The organism is Pseudalkalibacillus salsuginis, assembly GCF_021646685.1.
Lineage (GTDB): Bacteria > Bacillota > Bacilli > Bacillales > Fictibacillaceae > Pseudalkalibacillus > Pseudalkalibacillus salsuginis.
Genome location: NZ_JAKJHW010000002.1, coordinates 145,961 through 172,181, shown reverse-complemented (window position 1 = coordinate 172,181; position 26,221 = coordinate 145,961). Strand labels below are relative to the sequence as shown.

18 protein-coding genes are annotated in these 26,221 nt (G+C 43.6%); 14 read left to right on the top strand and 4 right to left on the bottom strand.

What is annotated here, in order from left to right:
• The first annotated feature begins 53 nt into the window (after nucleotides 1-53).
• The 11 genes from L1611_RS20635 (at nucleotide 54) to L1611_RS05920 (ending at nucleotide 18,511) form a co-directional block, all read left to right on the top strand.
• On the top strand, nucleotides 54-179 hold the full coding sequence (locus L1611_RS20635) for a hypothetical protein (RefSeq protein WP_265738374.1): 126 nt from the start codon (nucleotides 54-56) through the stop codon (nucleotides 177-179).
• A gap of 179 nt (nucleotides 180-358) precedes the next feature.
• A complete protein-coding gene (gene abc-f / locus L1611_RS05965) occupies nucleotides 359-1,984 on the top strand; it encodes a ribosomal protection-like ABC-F family protein (RefSeq protein ID WP_236312193.1) in 1,626 nt (541 codons plus the stop codon).
• Between the two features lie 740 nt (nucleotides 1,985-2,724).
• Nucleotides 2,725-2,955 (top strand): hypothetical protein, encoded by a 231-nt coding sequence (locus tag L1611_RS05960; protein WP_236312192.1) that lies wholly within the window; start codon nucleotides 2,725-2,727, stop codon nucleotides 2,953-2,955.
• 17 nt (nucleotides 2,956-2,972) lie between these two features.
• Nucleotides 2,973-3,350 (top strand): YhjD family protein, encoded by a 378-nt coding sequence (locus L1611_RS05955; protein ID WP_236312191.1) that lies wholly within the window; start codon nucleotides 2,973-2,975, stop codon nucleotides 3,348-3,350.
• 98 nt (nucleotides 3,351-3,448) lie between these two features.
• Nucleotides 3,449-6,946 carry a helicase-exonuclease AddAB subunit AddB gene (addB, locus tag L1611_RS05950; RefSeq protein WP_236312190.1) on the top strand — a complete coding sequence of 1,166 codons (3,498 nt, stop codon included), beginning with the start codon at nucleotides 3,449-3,451 and terminating at the stop codon, nucleotides 6,944-6,946.
• The gene (gene addA / locus L1611_RS05945; protein WP_236312189.1) at nucleotides 6,939-10,682 is read left to right on the top strand and encodes a helicase-exonuclease AddAB subunit AddA; all 3,744 of its coding nucleotides are present in this window, start codon (nucleotides 6,939-6,941) and stop codon (nucleotides 10,680-10,682) included. The genes addB and addA overlap by 8 nt, the downstream gene beginning before the upstream one ends.
• Before the next feature lie 9 nt (nucleotides 10,683-10,691).
• A complete protein-coding gene (locus L1611_RS05940; protein ID WP_236312188.1) occupies nucleotides 10,692-11,861 on the top strand; it encodes an exonuclease SbcCD subunit D in 1,170 nt (389 codons plus the stop codon).
• Nucleotides 11,862-11,863: 2 nt separating this feature from the next.
• The gene (locus tag L1611_RS05935) at nucleotides 11,864-15,274 is read left to right on the top strand and encodes an AAA family ATPase (RefSeq protein WP_236312187.1); all 3,411 of its coding nucleotides are present in this window, start codon (nucleotides 11,864-11,866) and stop codon (nucleotides 15,272-15,274) included.
• A 239-nt stretch (nucleotides 15,275-15,513) separates the two neighbouring features.
• Entirely contained in the window at nucleotides 15,514-16,236 is a 723-nt protein-coding gene (locus L1611_RS05930; RefSeq protein WP_236312186.1) for a DUF421 domain-containing protein, read from the top strand.
• Nucleotides 16,237-16,544: 308 nt separating this feature from the next.
• Nucleotides 16,545-17,219: a hypothetical protein gene (locus tag L1611_RS05925; RefSeq protein WP_236312185.1), complete on the top strand. Its 675-nt coding sequence runs from the start codon at nucleotides 16,545-16,547 to the stop codon at nucleotides 17,217-17,219.
• Nucleotides 17,220-17,236: 17 nt separating this feature from the next.
• The gene (locus L1611_RS05920; RefSeq protein WP_236312184.1) at nucleotides 17,237-18,511 is read left to right on the top strand and encodes an efflux RND transporter periplasmic adaptor subunit; all 1,275 of its coding nucleotides are present in this window, start codon (nucleotides 17,237-17,239) and stop codon (nucleotides 18,509-18,511) included.
• 158 nt (nucleotides 18,512-18,669) lie between these two features.
• Here L1611_RS05920 and trhA read toward each other — a convergent pair whose 3' ends face one another.
• Both trhA and L1611_RS05910 read right to left on the bottom strand, forming a co-directional pair.
• A complete protein-coding gene (gene trhA, locus L1611_RS05915) occupies nucleotides 18,670-19,323 on the bottom strand; it encodes a PAQR family membrane homeostasis protein TrhA (RefSeq protein ID WP_236312183.1) in 654 nt (217 codons plus the stop codon).
• Nucleotides 19,324-19,340: 17 nt separating this feature from the next.
• Nucleotides 19,341-21,110 carry a B12-binding domain-containing radical SAM protein gene (locus L1611_RS05910; protein ID WP_236312182.1) on the bottom strand — a complete coding sequence of 590 codons (1,770 nt, stop codon included), beginning with the start codon at nucleotides 21,108-21,110 and terminating at the stop codon, nucleotides 19,341-19,343.
• 347 nt (nucleotides 21,111-21,457) lie between these two features.
• On the opposite strand from L1611_RS05910, the gene L1611_RS05905 reads away from it, so the two are divergent.
• From L1611_RS05905 to L1611_RS05895, 3 genes are all read left to right on the top strand, one after another.
• Nucleotides 21,458-21,745, top strand: coding sequence for a 4a-hydroxytetrahydrobiopterin dehydratase (locus tag L1611_RS05905; RefSeq protein WP_236312181.1), 288 nt, complete (start codon nucleotides 21,458-21,460; stop codon nucleotides 21,743-21,745).
• A 9-nt stretch (nucleotides 21,746-21,754) separates the two neighbouring features.
• On the top strand, nucleotides 21,755-22,666 hold the full coding sequence (locus L1611_RS05900) for a fumarylacetoacetate hydrolase family protein (protein WP_236312180.1): 912 nt from the start codon (nucleotides 21,755-21,757) through the stop codon (nucleotides 22,664-22,666).
• A 61-nt stretch (nucleotides 22,667-22,727) separates the two neighbouring features.
• Nucleotides 22,728-24,161 (top strand): NAD-dependent succinate-semialdehyde dehydrogenase, encoded by a 1,434-nt coding sequence (locus tag L1611_RS05895; protein WP_236312179.1) that lies wholly within the window; start codon nucleotides 22,728-22,730, stop codon nucleotides 24,159-24,161.
• A gap of 154 nt (nucleotides 24,162-24,315) precedes the next feature.
• Here L1611_RS05895 and L1611_RS05890 read toward each other — a convergent pair whose 3' ends face one another.
• Nucleotides 24,316-24,771: a hypothetical protein gene (locus L1611_RS05890; protein WP_236312178.1), complete on the bottom strand. Its 456-nt coding sequence runs from the start codon at nucleotides 24,769-24,771 to the stop codon at nucleotides 24,316-24,318.
• Nucleotides 24,772-24,906: 135 nt separating this feature from the next.
• The gene (locus L1611_RS05885; protein WP_236312177.1) at nucleotides 24,907-26,118 is read right to left on the bottom strand and encodes an ornithine--oxo-acid transaminase; all 1,212 of its coding nucleotides are present in this window, start codon (nucleotides 26,116-26,118) and stop codon (nucleotides 24,907-24,909) included.
• Nucleotides 26,119-26,221: the final 103 nt, after the last annotated feature.

The window sequence follows — 26,221 nt, the reverse complement described above, 5'->3', positions numbered from 1 at the left end:
GAATTTTTACGGTAATATAAAATTATTACTATTGAAATTAGGGGGTGTAAGGAATGCTTACAGGATTGTTGCGCATTTTGGATTGGTTGACAGTCGAAGTCCGTTCTATTACGCATAAATTTGCGTTTGACGGGAGAAGTATGTCCATTTTTCCAGATGCGGAATCGATCAAAACGTAAGCAAAACCTTACCCCTTTCATCCTTATAATGAACGGATACCATGGGCAGGTCAGCTTGCTCATGGTTTTTTGTTGTCTAAAAATCTTGAAAATGAATCGTAAGGTCATATCAGGCTAATGAAATATAAAGTTGAGTATTAGATGATAATTTGACTTTCATCGTAAAGGAGACTAATTTCATGATCGTAACATCAGTAAATCATATAGCTAAAATGTATGCAGGTACTTGGATTTTTGAAAATATATCTTTACAAATTCATGAGAATGAACGTATTGCACTGATTGGTCCTAATGGTGCAGGAAAATCAACATTGATGAAATGCATAGCTGGAATAGAGCATGTAGATAAAGGCAATATTTCGTACAAGAAAGAACTCACGACCGGTATGCTTGACCAAATACCAGATATTGCGGGGAACTTGATGGTGGCAGAGGTATTGAAGCAATCCTTCCACGAGGTTTATGAAATCGAACAACAATTGAAACAGGTCACTGAAAAAATGGCAGATCCTGAAGAGCAAGCTGACCTTGACAAGCATTTCAAGAAATTCAGTAAGCTTCAGGATCGCTTGGAAGAAGTGAATGGTTATGCCGTTGAATCGAAAATCAAAGGGGTATTGCATGGCCTCGGACTCGAACATCTAAGTGATCATCCGTTCCAATCTTTGAGTGGAGGTGAACAAACGAAAGTCGGACTAGCTGCAATCCTGCTTGAAGAACCAAATTTGCTATTACTTGATGAACCGACGAACCATCTCGATATGGAGGCACTCGACTGGTTGGAGGAGTATATCAAGAACTATGATGGTGCGGTTGTCATCATCTCGCATGACCGTTATTTCCTTGATGCAGTCGTGACAAAGACGATGGAAATCGATTCAGGAGGCATTGAAGAATACAAAGGGAATTATTCGACCTTCATAAAAGAAAAAGAAAAACGCCTGTTGCTTGAATTCCAGACTTATCAGGATCAACAGAAGAAAATCCAAAAGATGAAGGAAGCGATCAAACGGATGCGGGATTGGGCGATCCGTGCTGATAATCCGAATATGCATAAACGCGCCCGCAACATGGAACGGGCATTGGAACGCATGAACAAGATCGAACGTCCGAAGCTCAAACGGAAGACAGCATCCCTGGAATTCACCACTGCTAAACGCAGCGGCAAGGATGTAATCATATTCGAAAAGGTAACGAAAAAGATGGAAGACCGAATTTTGTTTACCAATTTGAATATGCTGGTACAGTATCAGGAAAGAGCCGCTATCATTGGTAAGAATGGGGTCGGCAAATCGACCCTTCTCCGTTTGATATTAGGTGAAGTTCCTGCTGATGGAGGTGATGTCCGGATCGGTGCATCGGTGAAGGTCGGTTATCTTTCTCAAAAAGGACTGACAGGCTACGAAAACTGGACTGTGCTGGATGCATATCGGGATATCGCTAAGGTCGAGGAAGGAGAGGCCCGATATCGCCTGAGCCGGTTTTTGTTCTTCGGAAAAGACGTATTTCAAAAGGTGGATAATTTAAGTGGTGGTGAACGGACACGGTTACGATTGGCACAAATGATGTCTGAGAACTATAACCTGTTATTGCTGGATGAGCCGACAAACCATCTTGATATAGAATCACGGGAAGCCCTGGAAGAGGCACTGGAAGGTTTCAAAGGGACGATCCTTGTCGTATCGCATGACAGGTACTTTTTGAATAAACTGATGGATCGGACGTACTGGCTGGAAGATCAGCAGTTGAAAAGCTATATCGGCAATTATGAAGCTGCAAAAGAAAAAAGAACACAGTTGGGTTGAATAGGCGAGGACTGGCATGGTGCCAGTCCTTTCGTTATTCCGGCTTTCGAGTCCGGGTTTCATGAAGCCGTTTAGTAGAGAAACCCAAAGACATTTCAAGAATCACCCAATAAGATGAAAACTGATTTTGAGGTACTCAGCGAGGGTTTTTGAGTACCTATGAAGCGGAAAACAGGGTGTAAGGTACTCAGCGAGAGTTTCTGAGTACCTTATGAAGCGAAAAACAGGGTGTAAGGTACTCAGCGAAGGTTTTTGAGTACCTTACGAAGTGAAAAACAGGGTGTAAGGTACTCAGCAAGTGTTTCTGAGTACCTTACGAAGCCAAAAACAGGGTGTAAGGTACTCAGCGAAGGTTTTTGAGTACCTTACGAAGCGAAAAACAGGGTGTAAGGTACTCAGCGAAGGTTTTGAGTACCTTATGAAGCGAAAAACAGGGTGTAAGGTACTCAGCGAGGGTTTTTGAGTACCTTACGAAGCGAAAAACAGGGTGTAAGGTACTCAACGAGGATTTCTGAGTACCTTATGAAGCAAAAAACAGGGTGTAAGGTACTCGGCAAGGGTTTTTGAGTACCTTACGAAGCGAAAAACAGGGTGTAAGGTACTCAGCGAGAGTTTTTTGGTCCTTAGTTTTACGAGAACCGCTGTCCAACACCATCAGTTTCTGGAAAACTTTCTCATTCAGAAACAGTTGCATATAGAACTTATGTTCGCATATAATGATATAAAATGGAGGGTTGAGTATGAGAAGGATGTTAGATAGATCTTTTGAACAGAATAAGCCGATTGAAATCGTTTATCTGTCTAACGATGGTTATATTACACAACGTGTGGTCTGGATCACGTCGCTTACAGAAACGACGATGACTGGATATTGCTCCTTAAGAAGGGAGACACGGACCTTCAGTATCGGTCAGGTCCTATCTGCTCGGATGCTCCCATTACGTAATAACAGAAATGACAACGCAGGATAAGGAGGGGCATAGGCTCGATGTATGCGACAAAAGAAGAAAGCCTGCTTATCGATCGTTTCATCCTGTACCCGATGTTATTGACGATCCTTAATCGGGACATGCAAATCTTCCAACGTGCGCCATTGAAATTCACCCAGCCATATATCCTCTGGATTGAAAACAGAATGAAGGAAATTTCTCTTGAACTGCATCAAATCCGTAAAGAGATGAAAGCGAAAAACGTCAAAGTCTCTTTCCACCGCCGTTACGAGGATACGTCAGAGTATAACATCATCGTCCGCGGCTACCATGAGGTCATCAAATATTCCAATTTTCATCTCCGTAACCAGGCAGAGCTCACACTCCAGAGATTATTCCTGGATCACGAATGGAAAGAGCATAAAACCGACATTTAGATAGCCGTGTTCCAGGTAAACGTTAAAACCTACAAAAGCGATTGAAAACGTGAGATAATAGGAAGTACGATTTTAGGATTCGGAAAGGAGAAATATACATGTCTGTCCGATTTTTGATCGGAAGGTCTGGTAGTGGTAAGACGACAGTCTGTTTAGATGAAATCAGAAAACATTTACATAACAATCCGAGAGGGAAACCACTCGTCATGCTTGTACCTGATCAAATGACCTTCCAAATGGAATATGAGCTGGTTAAAACACCTGGACTAGGCGGAATGATTCGTGCACAGGTGTTTAGTTTTTCCCGCCTAGCATTGAAAGTCCTCCAGGAAGTCGGAGGGCTGACCCGATATCACCTGAATTCGACAGGGATGAACATGCTTTTGCGGAAAGTCGTTGAAAAGCAGAAAGATCAATTGATTCTTTTTCATAAATCATCTGAACAAAGCGGTTTCTATGAGCTATTAGAAGAAATGATAACAGAGTTCAAACGTTATTGTTTTGGGGCGGGAGACCTTGAAGATCTTGAACGGAAGCTCTTGAGCGAAAATGACGATCGTACTTTATTGAAGGATAAACTCCATGACTTACATATCATATACAATCAATTGGATGAGTTGCTAGCCGATAAATATGTGGATTCAGAGGATTATTTGCGTTTGTTTGAAGAGCGGATACCGGAGTCGTCGTTCTTCGATGGCTGCGATGTTTGGGTTGATGGTTTTCATAGTTATACACCGCAAGAACTCGGTGCGCTCCGTGCTTTGTTGAAAAAAGCGGACCGTATGATGATCACATTGACATTGGATGAATCAAGGGATTATCCTCCGTCAGACCTGGACTTGTTCAGGATGACGACCTTAACCTACCAAAAGCTGAAAAGCATAGCTGAGGAAGAGGGAGTCGAAATCGAAAAGGTACACCGTCTCGGGCAGAAACCGCGATTTGAGGGATCTCCGTCTATCAGGCACCTGGAAAACTACTTCCACGAACGGCCTGTTGTCCCTTTTAACGGAGAAGAACATAATGTCCGGATCAGTGGTGCAGTGAACAGACGGGCAGAAATCGAAGGAATGGCTAGGGATATTCAGGAGCTTGTCCAGAAAAAGGGTTATCGGTACCGGGATATTGCGGTATTGGTCCGTGATGCTTCCTCCTATTCCGATTTATTGGATACGTTATTTGAAGATTACGAGATTCCTTATTTCCTGGATCAGAAGCGTTCAATGCTTCATCATCCATTAATCGAATGTATCCGTTCAAGTCTCGATATCATCCTTCAAAATTGGCGGTATGACGCTGTTTTCCGTTGTGTGAAAACGGATCTGCTGATGGATCAGGATAGCTCGACCCAGCAATTCCGTGAACAGGTCGACCTGTTGGAAAACTACGTTCTGGCTCACGGAATCCACGGGAAAAAGAAATGGACGAGCAATGAAGATTGGATCTACCGTAAGTTCCGGTCACTGGATTTCAGTTTTGGAAGCCAGACAGATGAAGAACTGACCAAGCAGCGTCTGATCAATGATGCTAGACAGAAGGTGGCTGATCCGCTATCACGATTGGAGCGTGATCTGAAAGAAGCTAAGGATGGAAAAGGGTTATGTGAGGCATTGTTCCTTTATCTCGAGTATCTGCAGGTGCCGGCAAAGCTGGAGGAATGGCGACATCAAGCTGAAGAAGATGGCGATTTGGCCCATGCGAGAGAGCATGATCAAGTTTGGAATGCGGTCATCGATTTACTGGAACAAATGGTTGAAATTGTCGGAAATGAAAAATTGAGTTTGGATCTGTTCAGCAAGATGCTGGATACAGGTCTTGAATCGATGCGGTTTGCCCTCGTGCCACCGGCGATGGACCAAGTATTGATCGGAAGCCTAGACAGGTCGAGGTTTTACCAGGTAAAATGCACCTTCATCATCGGGGTGAACGATGGTGTTTTGCCAGCTAAACCTTCTGAGGATGGAATCCTTTCAGAGGATGACCGTGAGACTTTGGCTGCAATAGGAGCAGAGATGGCTCCGACAGCAAGGGAAAATCTACTCGATGAAAACTTTCTTATCTACATGGCTTTATCGAGTGCATCGGATTGGTTATATGTATCCTACCCGTTAGCGGATGAAGAAGGGAAATCACTAGTTCCGTCGATTCTCATCAATCAACTGAGGGAATTGCTGCCCGAGCAATCTGAACGGCTATTGATGCAAGAGCCGGGCGAAAGCGAAGAATCGGATTCCCGGTTCATTGTTCGTCCTGGCAGGACCCTGTCATTCCTGACTGTACAATTGCGGCAGTGGCAGAAGGGATACCCGATTGGGGAGGATTGGTGGCATGTCTACAATTGGTTTGTCCAGAGCAACGAGTGGAGCAGCAAGGCGAAACGGACGATTCACAGTCTCTTTTACCAAAATAAAACGGACAAGCTTAAACGAGAAACCAGTAAAGAATTATACGGCGACCAATTGAAAGCAAGTGTTTCAAGAATGGAGAAACATCAATCCTGTCCGTTCTCCCATTTTGCGAGTTATGGGCTGAAACTTGAAGAAAGGCAGATGTTCAGACTTGAGGCGCCGGATATTGGCCAGCTGTTCCATGCAGCATTGAAAGAAGTTGCAGATTTCCTCCAACAGCACGGGATTGATTGGCGAGAACTCTCTGCTGCAGACTGTTATCGGATCGCAGGAGAAATGGTCGAAAAACTTGCTCCCCGTTTGCAGAGCCAGATCCTGTTAAGCTCGAACCGCTATCAATATATCAAACGGAAACTGAAAAACGTCGTCGGACGAGCCTCCTATGTGCTCAGCCAGCAAGCAAAGGCAAGTGGATTTTCGCCTGTCGGACTTGAACTTGGATTTGGGAAATCAGATGCAATTCCACCGCTTAAATATACGTTGGCGAACGGTACGACGATGGAAGTCATCGGTCGGATCGATCGCGTCGATGCAGCCACAAATAATGATGGCTTGTTCCTTCGGGTCATTGATTATAAATCAAGCCAAAGAGGGTTGAATTTATCGGAAGTATACTACGGTATAGCATTACAGATGCTCACCTATCTGGATGTTGTGATCACCCATTCTGACCGATGGCTAGGAAAGTCCGCTGATCCAGCAGGTGTGCTGTATTTCCATGTGCACGACCCTGTCCACTCATCGAAAAAGCTATTGACCCTTGATGAGATTGAAAAAGAACTGTTCAAGAAGTTCAAGATGAAAGGCTATGTGCTTGAAGATGAAGAGGTTGTCCAGCTGATGGATGAAGGCATTGACGGGCATTCGGAGATTATCCCCGTCGCTACGAAAAAAGATGGCAGTTTCCGAAAAGGCTCCTCACTTATGAATAGAGATCAATTCAATGAAGTGCGGTCCTATGTCCGTTCGATGATCGGTTCGATCGGTACGGATATCACGAACGGAAACATTGATATAGCGCCTTATGAAATGCAAAAACGCACACCATGTACGTTTTGCTCGTTCCGTTCTGTCTGTCAGTTCGATCACTCTTTAGAAGAGAACAATTATCGATTCTTGAAAAATATGAAAGACGATGAATTATTTGATCAAATACGTAGGAAAGGGGGAAGTCAGGATGCGTGAAGTGATTCCAAAGCCTGAGGGGGCACAGTGGACGGATGAACAGTGGCAGGCCATTACGGCAAGGGGAGAAGACATCCTTGTTGCTGCAGCTGCAGGTTCTGGAAAAACAGCAGTACTCGTGGAACGGATCATCCGCAGGCTGACGGATCAGGAGGGTGTGGACGTCGATCGATTATTGATCGTGACATTCACGAATGCTGCCGCAGCTGAAATGAGGAAACGGATCGGACTTGCACTTGAAAAGGCATTAAAGGAAAGACCCGGATCCCTTCATTTACGACGGCAGCTGACCCTGTTGAACAGAGCATCGATTTCTACACTCCATTCATTTTGTATCGAAGTTTTACGAAAGTATTATTACCAGCTGGATTTGGATCCGAATTTCAGGGTCGCGGATGAAACGGAGGCAGAATTGATCCGTCAGGAAGTTCTTGAAGAGCTTTTGGAAGAGGAGTATGGCTTGGAAGATAACGAGCCGTTTTTCGATCTGGTTGACTGTTTCAGTAACGACCGTGCTGATGATGAAATTCAGAACATGATCATCCGTCTCTATAACTTTTCCCGTAGTTATCCCTGGCCGGATCAATGGTTGGATCAAATGGTGGAAAAGTATTCGATGAGTGAAAATATTGAGACAATTGAAGAACTTTCCTGGACAAATGAATTGATCCAGGACGTCCAATTACAGCTTAGGGGCATGATCGAATTAATCGGGCAGGCAAAACAATGGGCTCTCCTTCCTGCAGGACCTGCTCCTTATTACGATACTTTAGTGAATGATGAGCAGATGATCATGGACCTTATCAAGGCAGGTACTGAATCCTGGGAAAAGGTATATGAAACATTCCAGGCCACCTCTTCTTTTTCACGCTTAAAACCATGTAAAGGTGATGAATATGACGAAGCTTTGATAGAACGAGTCAAAGCGATTCGGAATCGTGTCAAAAAACAGGTGGAAAGCCTTCAAGAGGAACTGTTTGGCCGGGCTCCGGAATCGTTTATCAACCATATCAGGGAACTTTCCCCGGTGATGCATACGTTGATCAAGCTTGTAAAAAGCTTTTCATATCGTTTTCAATCTGCAAAGAAAGAAAAAGGTCTTGTCGATTTTTCGGATCTGGAGCATTTTTGCCTTGAGGTCCTGTCAAGTGAAGAATCTTCAGGAGAACGGTTAATTCCTTCTCAAGCTGCACAGGAATACCGGCAAAAGTTCATCGAGGTTCTCGTCGATGAATATCAAGATACCAATCTTGTGCAAGAGTCGATCGTCCAGCTGGTCACGAAGGAACAAAAAGAGGGATCGAATCTATTCATGGTCGGAGACGTGAAGCAAAGCATTTATCGATTCCGTCTGGCTGAACCGACTTTGTTTCTAAATAAGTATAAGCGCTATTATGAATCAGAACCTGGAGAAGGTATACGGATCGACTTATCGCGTAATTTCCGGAGCCGCAGAAATGTTATCGACAGTACCAATTTCCTCTTCAAACAGATCATGAATGAAACAGTCGGGGAAATCGAGTATGATGAGGCGGCGAAATTACGGTTAGGTGCTGATTATCCTGAAAATGAGCAGGCTGCGACAGAATTGGTACTGATCGACAGGAGTGAAGAGGACGGTGAGGACGAAGATATTGAGAGCCTCGAATCAATCCAATTGGAAGCACGCTGGATGGCGGGTAGGATCAAACGGTTGATCGGGCATAATGAGGACCGAGAGCCTTACCAGGTATACGATGGGAAATTGAAGCAATTTCGACCGATTGAATACAGGGATATCGTGATCTTGTTACGGTCGACTTCGACGACTGCCCCTGTCCTTCAAGAGGAATTCAAAAAGCAAGGGATCCCTGCATATGCAGACCTGTCGACAGGATATTTTGAAGCAGTTGAAGTTTCGGTCATGCTTGCACTTCTTCAAGTCATCGATAATCCATACCAGGATATTCCGTTAGCATCAGTACTCCGTTCTCCGATCATCGCATTAAGCGGGGAGGAACTAGCGAAAGTACGGATTGCTGATAAGAAAGGATCCTATTATGAAGCGGTCCTTGCCTTTTTAAAACATGCAGAGTCCTCTGATACTTACCAGAAGGTCAACCTATTCTATAAAAAACTGCAGAATTGGCGTACGAAAGCCCGCCAAGGTGATTTGTCCGATCTAATCTGGCAGGTTTACCGGGAAACAGGATATTACGATTACGTCGGTGGAATGCCAGGTGGACAGCAGCGCCAGGCGAACTTGAGAGCTTTATATGATCGTGCAAGACAGTATGAAAACACGTCCTTCCGTGGTCTATTCCGTTTCCTTAGATTCATAGAACGGATGCGGGATCAAGGGAAGGATCTAGGTACAGCTAGAGCACTCGGGGAGCAGGAAGATGTCGTCCGGATCATGACGATACACAAAAGTAAAGGATTGGAATTCCCGGTCGTATTCCTCTCGAATTTGAACAAGCGTTTTAATGAGATGGATTTGAGAGGCGGTTTCCTCCTACATAAGGAGATCGGCTTTGGTGCGAAATTCATGAACCCGAAGTATCGGATCAGTTACCCGACTCTGCCTCAGCTTGCTATCCAGAAACGCCTCCGGATGGAGATGGTGGCTGAAGAGATGCGGATCCTCTATGTGGCCCTGACCCGTGCCCAGGAAAAACTGATCCTTGTCGGATCAGTCCGGGAGCTCGATAAACAAGTGAAACAATGGGAACACATGGTATCGCGGAAAGGCTGGTTATTACCTGACTTCGAGAGGGCATCGGCTAAATCTTATTTGGATTGGATCGGTCCTGCCGTCATCCGCCATCCGAGCATGGAATTGTTACGAAACAGGGTGGGAAGTGGAAATGTGATTGATGAGAGTGTCAGCCAGACCCAACATAAATGGGAGCTGGCAATCTTCCAATCACGTGATATTGCCGTAATAGATGATGAAAGAGAAGCCGATAAGAGTGATCAGTTGGAAAAGATCAAGGCATGGGTCCCGGTAAGCACGGATGAAGAAAGTGAAGTGGCGGGATCTCTCTCCTGGTGTTACCCATACCGATTATCCAGGAGACACATGTCGAAACAATCGGTTACAGAATTGAAAAGGGGCATGGAAACAAGGGATGAATATGGAGACACATCGTTCGTCAGAGAATACCGTAACCTGATTGGTGAACGCCCGAACTTCATGCAGGAAAAATCATTGAATGCTGCTGAACGTGGGACAGCGATGCATCTCGTGATGCAGCATGTGATGAAACCTTCCGAGACCATATCGGAGGAAACCATTGTAGAGACAGTAGCAAAGCTTGTCAACAGTGAACTGATGACACAGGAACAAGCAGAGGTTATCGATATCAAGTCGATTGAACAGTTTTTCAAAACAGAACTGGGGGCACGGATCCAACACTGTTCAACGATCCATCGCGAGGTTCCGTTCAGTCTTGCATTGCCGGCACGGGACGTCTATTCGGATTGGGACGGTTCCCTTGATGAACATGTTCTGGTCCAAGGTGTGATCGACTGTGTAATTGAAGAAGAGGATGGATTCGTTTTGCTGGATTATAAAACGGATGCCATCAGAAATCGTTTCGAGGACTTTGAACATGCACGTCCAGTGCTCGAAAGGCGTTACACCGTACAGCTTGATCTTTATTCGAAAGCGTTAGAACAAATTTGGAAAAAACCTTGTAAAGAGAAATTTTTATACTTTTTTGATGGTGGACATCTATTGAGTCTGCCATGTTAGGGGGAATCTATGAGACTACTTCATACTGCTGACTGGCATCTTGGAAGGACACTTGAGGGAAGGGACCGTCTTTCTGAGCAGGAACAATTTCTTGAAGAATTATGTGGTATTGTTGAAGACCAGAAGGTGGATGTCGTCTTGATGGCTGGTGATGTGTTTGACACGGTCAATCCCCCGGCGGCGGCAGAACAATTATTTTATGAATCTATGGCAAAATTGACGAAAAATCAAAAGTGTAAAGTCATCATCATTGCAGGGAACCATGATAATCCGGATCGGTTGAGTGCATCTGGACCACTTGCGGCCCTCCATGGAATCAGTATTTTAGGATACCCGACCATTCAACCGATTAGCTTTGGGATCGAATCGACTGGCGAACGATTGAAGCTTGCTGGTCTCCCATATCCATCAGAATCCAGGTTGAAAGAGATTTTGACGGAATCCTTTGATGAAGAGGCATTACGGAATGCCTATGATATCCGTATCGAAAAATTGTTTGAGGAACTTTGCTGTAATTTTGATGCATCCAGTGTAAATATTGCAATGAGCCATATTTATGTGGCTGGTGGTCGTGAGAGCGAATCGGAAAGGCCGATCCAGGTCGGTGGGGCCTACACGGTATCGGCCAATGCTCTCCCCTCCAAAGCCCAGTATATCGCCCTAGGGCATTTGCATCGTCCACAATCGATCCATCGTACAAGCAGTCTGGCCAGGTATTCTGGTTCACCGCTATGTTACAGCTTTTCTGAAGCTGGGCAATCGAAATCGGTCACGATTCTTGATATTGCACCAGGCTCAGAACCAAACATGGAGGAACTCCATTTATCGTGCGGGAAGCCCCTGGTTCGTTGGAAAGCAGAAGATGGGCTTGCACAGGTCCATCGTTGGCTCGATGAAAAAAAGGACACCAATGCTTGGATTGATTTAGAAGTCCATTTGAAAGATACATTAAGTATGGAACAAATCCACCATCTCAGGAACGCACATAAAGGCTTCATCCACATCAGACCGGTATTCGAAGAGATGAATGGGATGGATAGGGATAAACGGACCTCCGACCTTCCGATTGATGAGCTGTTCAAACGCTTTTATGAAAGACAGACAAATGGTGGAACTCCAGATGAAGCGACAGTTACGCTGTTCATGGAGCTCATCCACGAAAATGAAGGAGGCGTATAACCATGAGACCTATTCACCTCTCTGTTTCAGGTTTACATAGCTTTCGGGAAAGGCAGGATATCGATTTCCAATCCCTTTGTGAAGGAGGTGTGTTCGGAATCTTCGGTCCAACCGGGAGTGGAAAGTCCTCCTTGTTGGATGCGCTCACACTTGCTCTTTACGGGAAGATAGAACGTGCAGCGAACACGATACAAGGAATTATGAACCATGCGGAGGATCAGCTTCATGTCAGCTTCACCTTCGAATTGGGAACACAACAAACAGGAAAACGGTATAAGGTTGAGCGGACCTATAAAAAAGGGAAGAATGACTCAATCCGTACAAGCACTTGCCGTCTGATCGAAATCATACACGATGAAACAGCTGTCCTTGCGGATAAAGAACGGGATGTAACTTCACAGGTTGAAAGCATTCTAGGGTTGACGATCACAGACTTCACACGTGCTGTGGTGTTGCCTCAAGGAAAGTTTGCCGAATTCCTTTCATTGAAAGGCACTGAACGAAGACAGATGCTGCAACGTCTCTTTCATTTAGAGAAGTATGGGGATCATCTTAATCATCGCCTGAAATCAAGGGTGGAAGAAACCAGCGTGTATTTAAAAGAGATCTTGGCTGAACAGCAAGGTCTGGGCAATGCTTCAAAGGAAATGGTCGAGGAACTTCAACACCAGCTGGAAGAGTCGATCGATGCTGTGAAACGGAAAAACCTTAATTTGGACAAGAAGGAAGTCCAATTCGAGCATTACAGGCAAATCTGGAGTTGGCAGGAAGAACTGGATGAAGTGAAACGGAAGCTCGCCCAACTGGAGGAAAAAGCACCAGTAATAGCAGGACTTGAGAAGAATTTGAAACTTGCAGAAGAAGCGGATTCTTTGTTCCCTTTTGTTGAAGAACTGGAATCGATCCTTACAGAGCAACAGACATGGAAGGGAAAGAAGGAAGAACTGTCCCGTTCAAGTGAACAATCGAAGCATCTAGTTGAAGAAACACAAAATCTGGTTCATGAAATCCAAAATGAACGAACAGAAAAAGAACCCGTATTGTATGAGCATCTTCAACAATTGAAACAGGCAAAACAAATGGAAATCGAGTTTGAAAAAGAGAAACGTTCCCTTTCTGACGAGAAATTGAAACTGACGAAAGCGGAAGAAGAACTTGAAGCTGTAGAAACCAAACTCATCAAATTAAAAAGAAAAAAACAGCAAGCAATCGAAAAGCAAGCGGAAATCAAGGCGTCCATTAAAAAGAAGACGATACCAATCGAACATCGAAACCGATTGAGGGATGCACTTGCTCTTAAACAAGAAATCAGCCGGGCCAATGAAACGAAAGACGAATTGATCAGGGAGCAATCCAAAATTGCTTCGACGGAAAAGAAATTGAATGATGAAATCTCTATGCTTAAAAAACAGAAGAAAAATGTAAAACAGAATATCGGTTATCTTCTGCAGCATATAGAGACGTTGTACAATCGTGTTTGTGAGCACGACCGGGTGATTGAACGTGCCGAACTCTCGATCGACCTATACTTGAAAGACACGGTCCAGAAGCTAAAAACTATTGAACTGCATGCGCTTTCAGCACAAATCGCTGAGGAATTGAGAGCCGGAGAAGCCTGTCCTGTTTGTGGTTCAAAGGAACATCCAGCGCCTGTAAGTAAAATTGCAGAGGGCGATGAAGATTATAAAGAAATGGTTGTAGAACTGGAGTTGATTTACAAATCGTTAAAAGAAGAGGAGAAGGCTGTCAATTTCAGTAAGAAAGATTTAGAGCACCTTTTTGAAGCGATTCAGGAGTATGTGAAAAAAGGGGAGTTCAGTGAAGATGAAATTGCCGCCACTACCTTCGACCCGATCGAGAACTCACTCCAATCGATAAAAGACCTGAATGATTACTTGAAGCTACTGAAAACGGAGACGAAAGGCTTCAAGCAAGATGTAATAGAGCTGAAAGAAAAACGCAGCAAATTCATCTCATTATTTGCTGAGTATGACAAAAAACTATTAGAAAAAACGACAAACTTGAACTCATGTAAGCGTGATTCTGCCAAGTTGGAAGAGAAGCTGAAGGAATTTAATCAAATATCAGTTGAGCAGGAAAAGCGTTGGAACGAATCATTCAAATCCTATCAGTTCGATCATCTGGAACGATTACAAAAAGAGATGGATGAGATCGAACGAGAGGTCACAGATTTGAATGAACGCTATGATAGGAGTGTAACCTATCTGGTCGACGTAGATGGTACGATTACAAGCGCAGTTGAAGACTACCAGTCACTTAAGCTTCATGTAGCAGAGCTCTCCTCTAAAGTATCGAATATGGAAAAACGATGTGAGCAACTACATGAAAAGATTGAAGGAATCTGTGGGAATGATAAAGCGGAGAAGCTTTATCAGAACGTCCAACTACAATTGGATGAGTTGAAACAAAAAGAACAGACCGCTCTTCAGCAAGCAGAAATGGAAAGTAAAAAACTACAGAAGATCGAGCAGGAATTTGAAGTAGCAAAATCTACACTGCAAAATATCGAAGTCCGTTTATCGAGGGCACAAGATAAGTGGAATCAACTAGCAGAGGAAACCTCTTTCGACTCTAAGGAACAGGTAAAAGAAGCTCTTGTCCCGACCCAAAAACAAAAAGTCTGGGAAGAGGAAATAAAGCGATACCATAAACAAAAACAGAATCATCAGCATGATCAGAAAAGATTGTTCAACCTTTTGAATAATAAAGAGGTCAGTATAGAGGAATGGGAGCGGGTCCAGGAAGAGTTGAGGCAAGCAAAACAGGAAAAAGAGGAAGCCGTTTCTGAAAAAGCGAAGATTGAAACGGCTCTATCGGATCTGCAAAACAGAGCTGAGAAATTTGCTATGTTAGAGGAGAAACGATTGAGAAATGTGGAGCTATCAGAAAGGCTCGGCAAATTACAGGCAGTTTTCCGTGGGAACAGCTTTGTCGAGTTCATTGCAGAAGAACAGCTGAATCAAGTAGCAGAGGATGCCTCGCAAAGATTGGGAGAACTGACTAGACAACGCTATGCGTTAGAAGTGGATTCATCAGGTGGTTTTGTGATCAGGGATGATGCAAATGGTGGTGTACGGAGACCTGTCACTTCATTATCCGGCGGAGAAACATTCTTGACATCTCTGGCACTGGCACTCTCATTATCTGCCCAAATCCAGTTGCAAGGGGAGTATCCATTAGAGTTCTTCTTCTTGGATGAAGGTTTTGGCACTCTTGATCAGTCCTTGCTTGATACAGTGATCTCAGCGTTGGAGCGATTACAAATGCAGAGGGTTTCAGTTGGAGTGATTTCTCACGTACCTGAACTACGTGCACGATTACCAAGGAAGCTGATCGTCACCCCAGCTGCTCCATCAGGAAAAGGAAGCAGTGTCGCCATCGAAACATTGTGATGGGATGTAATTGGGATTGGCTGTATCTGGTCAGTCCCTTTTCCATTCAGGGTGACTAAAGATCAACCTGGTGAATGCTTGGGACAATACAAGTTTTCTTTGCACTGTAAGAAAGCACAAATGCTTTTTTCAGTATAAGGGCAACTAAAGCTCAACCTTCACTAAAGCTCGGTTTGCCAAGTTTTCTTTACCGTTTTGGAGAGGATGGTTTTATATAGACAAATGAGGTGTATTTTAAGATGGAGATCTTCATGGATTCGGTCAAAGTGATCGGACGTATCATTACAATCCTGCCATTCATGCTGTTCGTCACACTTTATATGGGAAAACGGTCCATTGGTGAACTACCCGTTTTTGATTTTCTTGTCATTTTAGTTCTGGGTGCGGTGGTTGGGGCCGATATTGCCGACCCGAAAATCAACCATTTCCACACGATTGTTGCAATGATTGTAATTGCCCTGCTCCATAAATTGATCATTTATCTAAAAATGAAAAATCGAAACCGCGGAAAATTGATGACCTTCGAACCTGCAGTGGTGATCTATAAAGGACAATTTCTCTGTGAAAAAATGAAAAAGGAAAAATACTCGATCGATAATATCCTGCAGATGCTTCGGGAGAAGAACGTGTATAACGTGGGGGATGTCGAGATAGCCATCATTGAAGCGAATGGGAATTTATCGGTGAAAATGATCCCTTCGAAAGAAGTTGTGATAAGAGAAGATTTGAAGCTCACAGGTGAACCAGTGAAATATGAAATTCCAATCATTTTGGATGGTAAAGTCCAATTTGATCTATTGCGGTGGTTGAAAAAGAGCGAGGTTTGGCTTGAAGAAAAACTGGCAGAACAGAATATTTCAGATATAGGTTCAGTGTTTTATGGTTCATACAATCGAAATGGCGAATTGTTTTTGTCCATGAAGGAAGTTGATGCCAAGGATGTGCCTCCTATTGAACACTAGTTTTCAGCTGATTTATGGAAATTTATGATAGAAAAAACAAGGATATTGTTAAAAAATATCGAAGTGTAGCAGAATAAAATGGTAATTGGATGGGTTGAGAAAACAAGTAAAAACCTTTCGACTGTCCAATGAATGGGCAAGATCTTTGGAGGAATTTATACAAAGCCCGAATAACCCGTTACTTGGTTATGAATCAAGTTTAAGTGAAGCTGGAGGAAAAAATATATCGGAAAAAATAGGATATATTCATTGAAATCTGGTAGGATAGATTATACCATCATGTACGACATAGAAGAGGGGGATACAGGTTGGAACACCAGGTACAGGTTTGGAAAGGGCTGTTCAGGCCTGAGGAAACATTGCATACGTTGAGAGAATCCTCATCCATCCAAGGATATAGATTAAGAGTTTTGATTTTGTTATTATGCAGCTCGCTCGTATTCGGTTTTCTTTTCTATATAAGCGCTGCAGAATGGTTGAAGGTTCCAGAAGCTATGGCGATGGAATTGACAGCAGAACAAAAGCAGGCAGCTTCGATTTACATCGGAATCGGTGGAGCGATCAGTGGGTTCGCATTGCCTTTCATTCTCATTGGGGCATCTGCCTTATCGTTCTGGGGATTCTTCCGGGATATCGGTTTCAGAAAGTTATTCGTTTTACATACGTATTTGTACGTCATCATCTTAATAGGTTTAGCGGCAAACATCCCTTATATGTTGGCTTTCGGTTCCATTGAAATGCTGTCACCCTTTGGTGTAGGGCCATGGGTCAATGCGATTTCCGACCATATATTTCTGACCAGTTTTTTCGGATGGATTACGATCTTTTTCATCTGGCATATCTACGCGTCTATCAAGCTATTGATGGAAGCATCGTTGAAGTCGAAACGATATGTGTGGACAGTATCTATTGGATTACATCTACTATTCATCACGAGCATCGCTATAATTAATACTATGTATCATCTGCCATTGAACGGATAGAATTGGGGGGCATCAGGTTGAACCGGCATATGAAAAGAGCTTTGATAGGGCTACCGATCCTATTATTTATTATTTTGAATACGTATTTGTTCCTTTTGAATCAATCATTGTTTGCTAGTGAAAAGCCTTATGAAGTGGCGAAAATTGAGAATCGGGATCTCCGGGAAACTATGAAAGCATCAGGAACGATCATTCCGCTGGAAACGCAGGAAATTTATAATGAAGCTCATCGGGGTGTGTTAGAAGAAGTCCTTGTCCAAGAAGGGGATGAGGTTTCTGCAGGGTCAGAAATACTGAAGTATCAATCAACTGATATTGAAAACCAGATCACGACGTTGGAAAATGAAATCAAGGAGCTTGAGACGGAACAGGACTTTTTTGAAGAGCGTGAAACAACCTTAGCAGGACAAATCCGCACAGAATCTGATAAGGATGAAGAAGAGAAGAATGAGTCCAGCATCTTTTTGCTTGAACAGCAAAAAGCGGATGCTTCTTATCAAACGAAGCGTATTGGACGGGTAATCTCGAGCAAAGAATCAGAAGTGAAACAATTGGAGTCCAAGCTCGATGAGAAAGTGGTCAAAACCAATGTAGCAGGCACCGTCCAAAAGGTGAATGTGATTGCAGGATCAGGTGAAGAACCGGTCGTCGTCATTTCGAGTGAGGACCAGGTCATGGCCAGAGCTTATCTTTCCGAAGATGATGTTTTGTTTTTAAGAGAGGGAGATGAGGTAGAAATAAGCGCCTCTCGGGGAGGAAAAAGAAAAGGAGTCATAACAGATATCGGACCAGCCGGCGAGTCAAAGGAAGATTTGAAATTTCCCGTGGATATTGAGCTTGACCTAGAAGGTGAGAACCGATTGCCTATCGGAAGTACGCTAGAGGTTACAATGAAACCAGTTGCTGTAGAAAATGCTTTAGCTGTGAAGCATGAATGGGTTCTACATAATGATGGCGAAGCGTATGTCTTGGTTGTGAAGAATGACTATATCGACAAACGGAAGGTTAGCTTCGGTTTTGAAAATGAAGCTTATAAGGAAGTGTCCAAAGGATTGAAGGCAGAGGAAACTATCATGACTGATCCGAATATTTTCCTTGTAGAAGGTATGGAGATCGAATCGAAGAGTACAGGGAAGAAGAAGAGTGGGACCAGCGGGGCATCAGAGGAACAACAAAATCCCGAAGATGAAGAACAAGATAGGAATGAGTCTCCAGAGGAGGAACCAACATCAGATCCGGCAGATAGTGAAGGTACTGTTGATCTTGAATCGGACGATGGCGGAACAGAATAGAAGCATCAGAAAGAGGATGGCTCGTAAATTCAGCCATCCTCTAGTTTTTTTTATGGGTTCCACCGATATATTCCAGGATTGCTCCGATATATTTTCAATTTGCACCGATATATTCCAGAATTGCACCGATATATTTTCAATTTGCACCGATAAAGGGTTCAAACCATCTGGATCGGAAGGATGTACAAAAGAATGGCAAAAAAGTGTGCAGCAGAACCTGCTAAAACGAACAGGTGCCAAACGGCGTGATGATATGGAAATCCACGCCAAACATAAAATACGGTTCCGACCGTGTATAAGACACCACCGATGATGAAAAGCTGCATGCCAGTACTTGGCAAAGTCGTCATCAATGGCTTCCATGCAATCAAAGCCAACCATCCCATTACAATGTAGATGATGGTCGAAATGAATAGGAATCTCTTAACGAAAAACGCTTTGAAGAAAACCCCTAGGATTGCAATCCCCCAAACAACCCCGAACAACGTCCATCCCAATGCACCTTTCACGGCGATGAACAAGAAGGGGGTATACGTTCCTGCAATGAAAATATAGATGGCCGCATGATCAAAAATCTCAAAAAGATCCTTCGCTTTTCCCTCTGGAAAACTATGCACCAATGTTGAAGCTGTATAGAGCAAAAGCATGGATGCTCCGTAAATCGAAAAGCTGACTACATGCCAGACCGATCCATCCACTGCAGACATGACCACGAGGAAGACGAGTCCAACAATACTGAATAATGCCCCTATCCCATGTGTAATCGCATTGGCTATTTCTTCTTTCCGAGTATACGTATGAGTATTTGCCATGATAGACCTCCTAAGGTTTATACGATTTCAGTTATTTTCTTTTGTTCATCGTCAACTGTAAAAGATGTAGCCGATTTTGTTTTCGGATCGAAATAGACAATCAGCAGTGTCCCTTTTTTGACAAGCTCGCCAATATTTAAAAATGCATCCAGGTCAAAGGACAAGCTTTCGATCATGACATGCTTGTGCAATTCCTTTTCACTCAAATCAAGTTTCTTGAAATCGTCGGAAACTTTTTCAGGATGGTCAGATAGGAAACGCAAGTATTCAGTTTGCGTCGCTTTATCCATCGAAAACTCCCACCAGGGCTTCCGAGGTTTATGCTTTTGGCGGATGAAATAATCGTACTTCATCAATCCTTCCACGATTTCCAGCTGCGGGATACCCTGATCCCGTAAAAAGGAATAGAGACGTTTGAACAAGTCTTCAAGCTGATGGCCGATCCGTGACCATCCGCGTGCCTCCCAATAGTCACCGAACTGCTGGAAGAAATCGAATGCCGAAGGGAAGACATGGTCGATCAAATAACTGACAGTCGTGTCCATTCGGTGGTCATTCCAGAATTTCTCCAGGACATCTTCCACCCGTTTGATCTTGATGATTTCATCAAAACTCAATACATTGTTTCCGAGAATCTCATAAGGCGCCTTTTCCATATAGATGTAATCATGGTTTTCAGCGCGTATTCGCATCCCTGTTCCTCTCAGCATTTTCAAAAATCCAAGCTGGACTTCTTCGATTTGGAAAGCAAACACGTCGTTAAACGTTTTTCGAAAAGAATCGTAGTTTTCTTCTGGCAAACCAGCAATTAAATCCAGATGCTGGACGATTTTGCCGCCATCACGTACCGTAGTCACTGTCCTTGTCAGTTTCTCGAAATTCTGGCGTCGTTCAACAAGTTCATTCGTATTGTCATTCGTCGATTGGACACCGATTTCGAAACGGAACAATCCTTCAGGTGCATGCTCATTCAAGAATTCGATGACTTCAGGGCGCATGATATCCGCTGTAATTTCAAATTGGAATACTGTGCCTGGGAGATGCTCCTTTATCAAGAAGTCGAACATTTCCAGCGCATAATCTCTGCGGATGTTAAACGTCCGGTCGACAAACTTGATCGTTCGTGCTCCATTTTTCATCAAGAAACGGATCTCTTCCTTCATCATTTCGATGTCGAAGTATCTTACACCTACTTCAATGGAAGACAAACAAAATGCACAGGAATATGGGCAACCCCTGCTAGTTTCAATGTAGGTCACACGTTTCGATAGCTGAGGCAGATCTTCTTCAACACGGAAAGGAGAAGGGACTTTTTTCAGGTCGAGCTTGGGTCTGGGAGCAGTCCGGTATGGTTTCCCGTCCCTCATGTAGGCTAGACCTGCAACGGATTCGATGTCTTCGTTTTTTTCTAAGGCATGTAATAGGTCCTTGAAGGTTTCTTCACCTTCGCCTACGACGATGTAATCGACATGTTCAAGGCGTTCGAGCCAGTGAGGGACATCATAAGAAACTTCAGGTCCCCCAAGGACGATTTTGATATCAGGGTTGATCTTTTTCAACATTTCGATGATCGGGATCGTTTCTTCAATGTTCCAAATATAACAGCTGAAACCGATGACATCAGGGTTTCGTGAATACAAATCGCTGACGATGTTCATGACAGGATCTTTGATTGTATATTCAGCCATTTCGATATGAAAAGCAGGCTCGCAATAAGTTTTCAAATATCTCAATGCAAGGCATGTATGGATGTATTTAGCGTTTAAGCTGCTTACAACTATGTTCATCTTTTTCACTCCGTGTCGGTTGTCACAGTTCGGAACGTTTTATCCGGTGATATTCCTGATTAACCGAAAAAATAAATTGATTATTTAACTACTCATTTTATCACATTTTGACAGGTAACTTCACGGTTATTGTGAAAAGAGGAATTTTTAAGTTAGAAATGGAAGTATATACGTGAGTCTGAGCGAATGATTTTACAAAAGTGAAGTTGATCTATTCACTTCAGAGGGTTTTTTGTTCACTTCCCAGATTATTATGTTCACTTATATGAATAATCTGTTCATTCTACATCAATTTGTTCACTTCTTGGTTGACACAGGGTTAAACATTCAGTAAAGGAGGCGCTTTGATGGAACAATTTACGGAAGAGCAAATCAATGTACAGCTTCAGGAGCTTGATGGCTGGAAACTGAGCGACGAAAAATGGATCACGAAAAAATACCGATTCAGTTACTATCTGGATGGGATCGATTTTGTCACTCAAATCGCTAAACTTTCCGAAGAGGTCCAACATCATCCGCTCATCTCGATCGACTTTAAACTAGTAACGGTCAAATTAAGCTCATGGCAGGCAAATGGCTTGACAGAAGTGGATTTTAAGCTTGCTTCTGAGTATGACCGCATCCATGATCAATAGGAGGAAGATATGAAATTCATCTATGGAGCCCATCACAAAAAACAGGTTGTTGCTATTATTTTGGAAAACGAACCTGAAAAAGCACTTGATCTGACAAGCGCAGCCTCTGCGTTAAATGTGGATTTTCCGAGTAATCTGCTTGAAGCAATCGGGCTTGGTGATCGATTTGTACAATCTGTCGAGGATATACGAAGGCAATTAAGGGAACAGGACAAAACAGGCAACTACACTGTTGATGTCGAATCTCTCGAGTTGCTGGCTCCGATTCCGCGTCCAGCGAAAAACATATTTTGTGTAGGGAAGAATTACCTCGATCATGCCCTCGAACTTGGCACGGAAGCTGATGTCCCGGAAGTACCGATGATCTTTTCGAAAGCCCCGACAACGGTGATCGGTCCTGAGCAACCGATCATCATCCCGACAAAGGTCTCAACCGATATCGATTATGAGGGAGAGCTTGCTGTCGTCATCGGCAAGAAGGGGAAAGGCATTACGAGGGAAGAAGCATATGATTATGTTTTCGGATACACCCTCATCAATGATATAACCGCGAGAGACCTTCAGAGCAAGCACAAACAATTTTTACTCGGGAAAAGTCTTGATACGAGCTGCCCGATGGGACCAGCTTTGGTCCATAAATCTGCAGTGGCTGATCCCCACGATTTACATATCATCACCTACGTCAATGGGGAAATACGCCAAAGTTCTTCTACAGCAAAAATGATTTTTTCAATACCGGAGTTGATCAAAGTCCTGTCTAAGGGAATGACCCTTGAACCTGGAGACATCATCGCAACTGGAACACCCGCTGGAGTAGGGAAAGGATTCAACCCGCCTAAATACCTGAAAGCAGATGATGTCGTCGTAGTCGAGGTAAAAACCATCGGTGCTCTATCGAATCCAGTCCGCAATGATGTTTAATCGTCCGCACCTGATGGAATTGTTTAGTAGTTACGATCATTTTTAAAATGGAGGCGTTACGATGGAGAAAGGTATTTTTATCAATAATGAATGGTCTGATTATGGTCTCGAAAAAGTCAAAGTAGTGAATCCTGCAACAGGTGATCTCGTCGGTACTGTTCCTAAAGGCGGGAAAAAGGAAGCGAAAATGGCAATAGATGCAGCTTATGAGGCATTTCCATCGTGGTCGAATCTGACTGCTTATGATCGCGCGGCCTACCTGGAAAAATTGCATGATCTGATGCTTGAACATGTGGATGAACTTGGAAAGCTCATGACTGAGGAAATGGGGAAACCATTGAAGGAATCCAAAGGAGAAGTCCAGTATGCAGCATCCTTTCTGAAATGGTTTGCTGAGGAAGGTAAACGAATTTACGGCAGAACAATCCCTTCTTCAAAAGAAAATAAAAGGATGCAAGTCATCAAGCAGCCAGTGGGTGTGGTCGGGGCGATTACACCATGGAACTTCCCTGCTGCAATGATCACCCGGAAGTTGGGTCCTGCGTTAGCGGCTGGGTGTACGTTTGTCGTCAAACCACCGAATGAAACACCTTTGACAGCTGTCCGTCTAGTGGAGCTTTGCCAGGAAGCAGGTATTCCGAAGGGGGTCGTCAACATTGTATCCGGTAAATCCTCTGAAATCGGGGAGGAGCTTTTGTCGAATCCGAAGGTCCGTAAAGTGACGTTCACTGGCTCGACAGAAGTCGGAAAGCTGTTGATGAAACAAGGTGCGGAGCAGGTCAAAAATATGTCTCTCGAGCTTGGCGGACATGCACCGATCATCGTCCTTGATGATGCGGACATCAAATACGCTGCCCAACAGACTGTCGCATCCAAGTTCCGTAATGGGGGACAGACCTGTATTTGCGGCAACCGGATTTATGTCCAGGAAAAGATTTACGATGAATTCATTGAGGAAGTCGTTGCTGTAACGGAAAAACTAAAGGTTGGCAATGGTTTTGACGAGGATACTGACATCGGACCGATGATCAATAAAGACGCATACGAGAAAGTCGAAAAGCATGTACAGAATGCGATCAACCAGGGGGCGAAGTGTGTTGTCGGTGGAAAAGGCCATGAAGCTGAAAACGGAACATATTTCTATGAACCGACTGTACTCATCGACGTAGAACCAAGCATGTTGATCATGAACGAAGAGACCTTTGGCCCTGTGGCACCGATTCAGAAGGTAAAAACGGATGAAGAAGCTGTGAAGTATGCAAACATGACGCCGTATGGTTTAGCCGCATATGTGTTCAGTGAGCATTATAGCCGGGGATTGAAAATCGTAGAGGCCCTTGATTATGGTATTGTTGGATGGAATGATGGCGTCCCTTCAGCAGCACAAGCTCCATTCGGAGGAATGAAACAGAGTGGGCTAGGCCGGGAAGGCGGAACTGAGGGAATTGAAGAATATCTTGAAACCAAGTATATCTCAATCGGTTTGAAAGAATAGAATAAACGGAAAAGGATTGACCCGCAGTTGAACAAATTTCGGGTCAATCTTTTTTAAAGTTGGTTCTACCACAGTACTTTTGATTGTGGTTATTTTTGTTTTTCCCTAAGTACCAAAGAGAACAGAAAAAGGGTTGTAATACTTATCTTAAAGTTCACTTCAACACGGCTTGGTTCTGAACACGGATGCTCTTTTCCTTTTCCCCATGTAACAAAGGTGATGCCACAAGCAGCAGAGAAACAATCAGGGTCACATAGAATCCGAATGTAGCGATATTTCCCGTATTGGTAAGGATGTACAGACAGCACATCACTGAAATCATACCTGCTGCACTATCCAGATAAACGCTTGGTTTCCGTTTTAAAACTATCATAACTAAAACCAATGCAGCAATGACAGGTGCCACCAGCATCACATAAATTGAGGCGATTTGGTCGTAACTGATCGACATGACTCCTAAACTGTTCAGTTGGTTCGCGAGTGAATTTGTTTTGAAAGGAAGCTGGTAACCGACAACAGGAACAACGGTGACAATAAAAGGGATTTTGAGCCAGGGGAGTGCAAAACTTCCGAGCAGAGCGATATGTAACCAGATTCGTACGTTTTTCATAAAGGGACCCTCCAAAGATGAAAAATAAGATAAGCTATCATAGACTATTCATCTTGATCCTTAATAAGAACTGAAGAAAGTCCTAAAATTATAAAAGAACAGACCATGTTAGGCCTGTTCTCCATTCTTAGCTTTTTATGCTTCGAGCACTTCTTTGATTTTTCCGATTGCCCATTCCAAGTCTTTCTTTTCAATGACAAGCGGTGGGGCGAAACGGATAACAGTATCATGCGTTTCTTTACAAAGCAATCCTTTTTCTTTCAATTGTTCGCAATAAGGACGTGCTTCCTCTGTAAGTTCGACACCGATGAATAATCCGCGTCCGCGAACCTCTTTGATCTTTGGATTGTTGATTTTCTTCAATTCCTCTTGGAAGTAGTTCCCTAATTCTAATGAACGTTCTACCAATTTTTCTTCTTCTAAAACTTCAAGTGAAGCGATGGATACTGCACATCCTAACGGGTTCCCTCCAAATGTGGAACCGTGGGAGCCTGGGGTGAAAACACCTAAGATATCTTTGTTTGCCGCAACGCAGGAAATCGGGAATACTCCACCGCCAAGTGCTTTACCTAGAATATACATGTCTGGTTCGACGTTTTCCCAATCACATGCGAATGTTTTCCCAGAGCGTCCTAATCCGGATTGGATTTCGTCAGCAACCATCAATACATTTTGTGAAGTACATAATTCACGTGCTTCTTTCAAGAACCCATCTGCAGGAATGTTGATCCCGGCTTCACCCTGGATCGGTTCGAACAAGAATGCTGCTGTATTTTCAGTGATGGCATTACGCAGAGCTTCAATGTCACCGTATGGGATGACCTTGATGCCTGGAAGCATCGGACCGAAGCCACGTTTATATTCTTCCTCAGAAGAAAGGGAGACTGCTGTCATCGTCCTGCCGTGGAAATTCCCTTCGCATGCAATGATTTCTGCTTGGTTATCGGCTACACCTTTTACATCGTAAGCCCAGCGGCGTGCTGTTTTGATTGCCGTTTCTACCGCCTCTGCTCCTGTGTTCATAGGAAGGACCATATCTTTATTCGTCAATTTTGCTACTTTTTCATAAAATGGAGCTAATTGATCGTTGTGGAATGCGCGTGATGTGAGTGTTACACGATCAGCCTGTTCCTTAAGAGCTTTGATGATCTTCGGGTGACGGTGGCCTTGGTTGACGGCAGAATAAGCACTTAGCATGTCCATATATTCATTGCCTTCAGGGTCCTTAACCCAAACACCTTCAGCTTCAGAGATTACGATAGGGAGTGGGAGATAGTTCTTTGCTCCATATTGTTCTGTTTTAGAAATGATTTCTTCTGTGCCATGTTGATTTCTTACTTTACTCATGTGGCTCACTCCATTCTTTTCATTTTTGACTCTTTTCCCATTATAAATGAAAACGCTATTGCAAAACACCCTCAGCATCAGATTTCCATTTTAAAAAGGGTTC

Bases quoted from the DNA above. Each gene is read 5' to 3' on its own strand.
- L1611_RS20635 (WP_265738374.1), top strand. From the start codon at position 54: ATGCTTACAGGATTGTTGCGCATTTTGGATTGGTTGACAGTCGAAGTC.
- abc-f (WP_236312193.1), top strand. From the start codon at position 359: ATGATCGTAACATCAGTAAATCATATAGCTAAAATGTATGCAGGTACT.
- L1611_RS05960 (WP_236312192.1), top strand. From the start codon at position 2,725: ATGAGAAGGATGTTAGATAGATCTTTTGAACAGAATAAGCCGATTGAA.
- L1611_RS05955 (WP_236312191.1), top strand. From the start codon at position 2,973: ATGTATGCGACAAAAGAAGAAAGCCTGCTTATCGATCGTTTCATCCTG.
- addB (WP_236312190.1), top strand. From the start codon at position 3,449: ATGTCTGTCCGATTTTTGATCGGAAGGTCTGGTAGTGGTAAGACGACA.
- addA (WP_236312189.1), top strand. From the start codon at position 6,939: ATGCGTGAAGTGATTCCAAAGCCTGAGGGGGCACAGTGGACGGATGAA.
- L1611_RS05940 (WP_236312188.1), top strand. From the start codon at position 10,692: ATGAGACTACTTCATACTGCTGACTGGCATCTTGGAAGGACACTTGAG.
- L1611_RS05935 (WP_236312187.1), top strand. From the start codon at position 11,864: ATGAGACCTATTCACCTCTCTGTTTCAGGTTTACATAGCTTTCGGGAA.
- L1611_RS05930 (WP_236312186.1), top strand. From the start codon at position 15,514: ATGGAGATCTTCATGGATTCGGTCAAAGTGATCGGACGTATCATTACA.
- trhA (WP_236312183.1), bottom strand. From the start codon at position 19,323: ATGGCAAATACTCATACGTATACTCGGAAAGAAGAAATAGCCAATGCG.
- L1611_RS05910 (WP_236312182.1), bottom strand. From the start codon at position 21,110: ATGAACATAGTTGTAAGCAGCTTAAACGCTAAATACATCCATACATGC.
- L1611_RS05905 (WP_236312181.1), top strand. From the start codon at position 21,458: ATGGAACAATTTACGGAAGAGCAAATCAATGTACAGCTTCAGGAGCTT.
- L1611_RS05900 (WP_236312180.1), top strand. From the start codon at position 21,755: ATGAAATTCATCTATGGAGCCCATCACAAAAAACAGGTTGTTGCTATT.
- L1611_RS05895 (WP_236312179.1), top strand. From the start codon at position 22,728: ATGGAGAAAGGTATTTTTATCAATAATGAATGGTCTGATTATGGTCTC.
- L1611_RS05890 (WP_236312178.1), bottom strand. From the start codon at position 24,771: ATGAAAAACGTACGAATCTGGTTACATATCGCTCTGCTCGGAAGTTTT.
- L1611_RS05885 (WP_236312177.1), bottom strand. From the start codon at position 26,118: ATGAGTAAAGTAAGAAATCAACATGGCACAGAAGAAATCATTTCTAAA.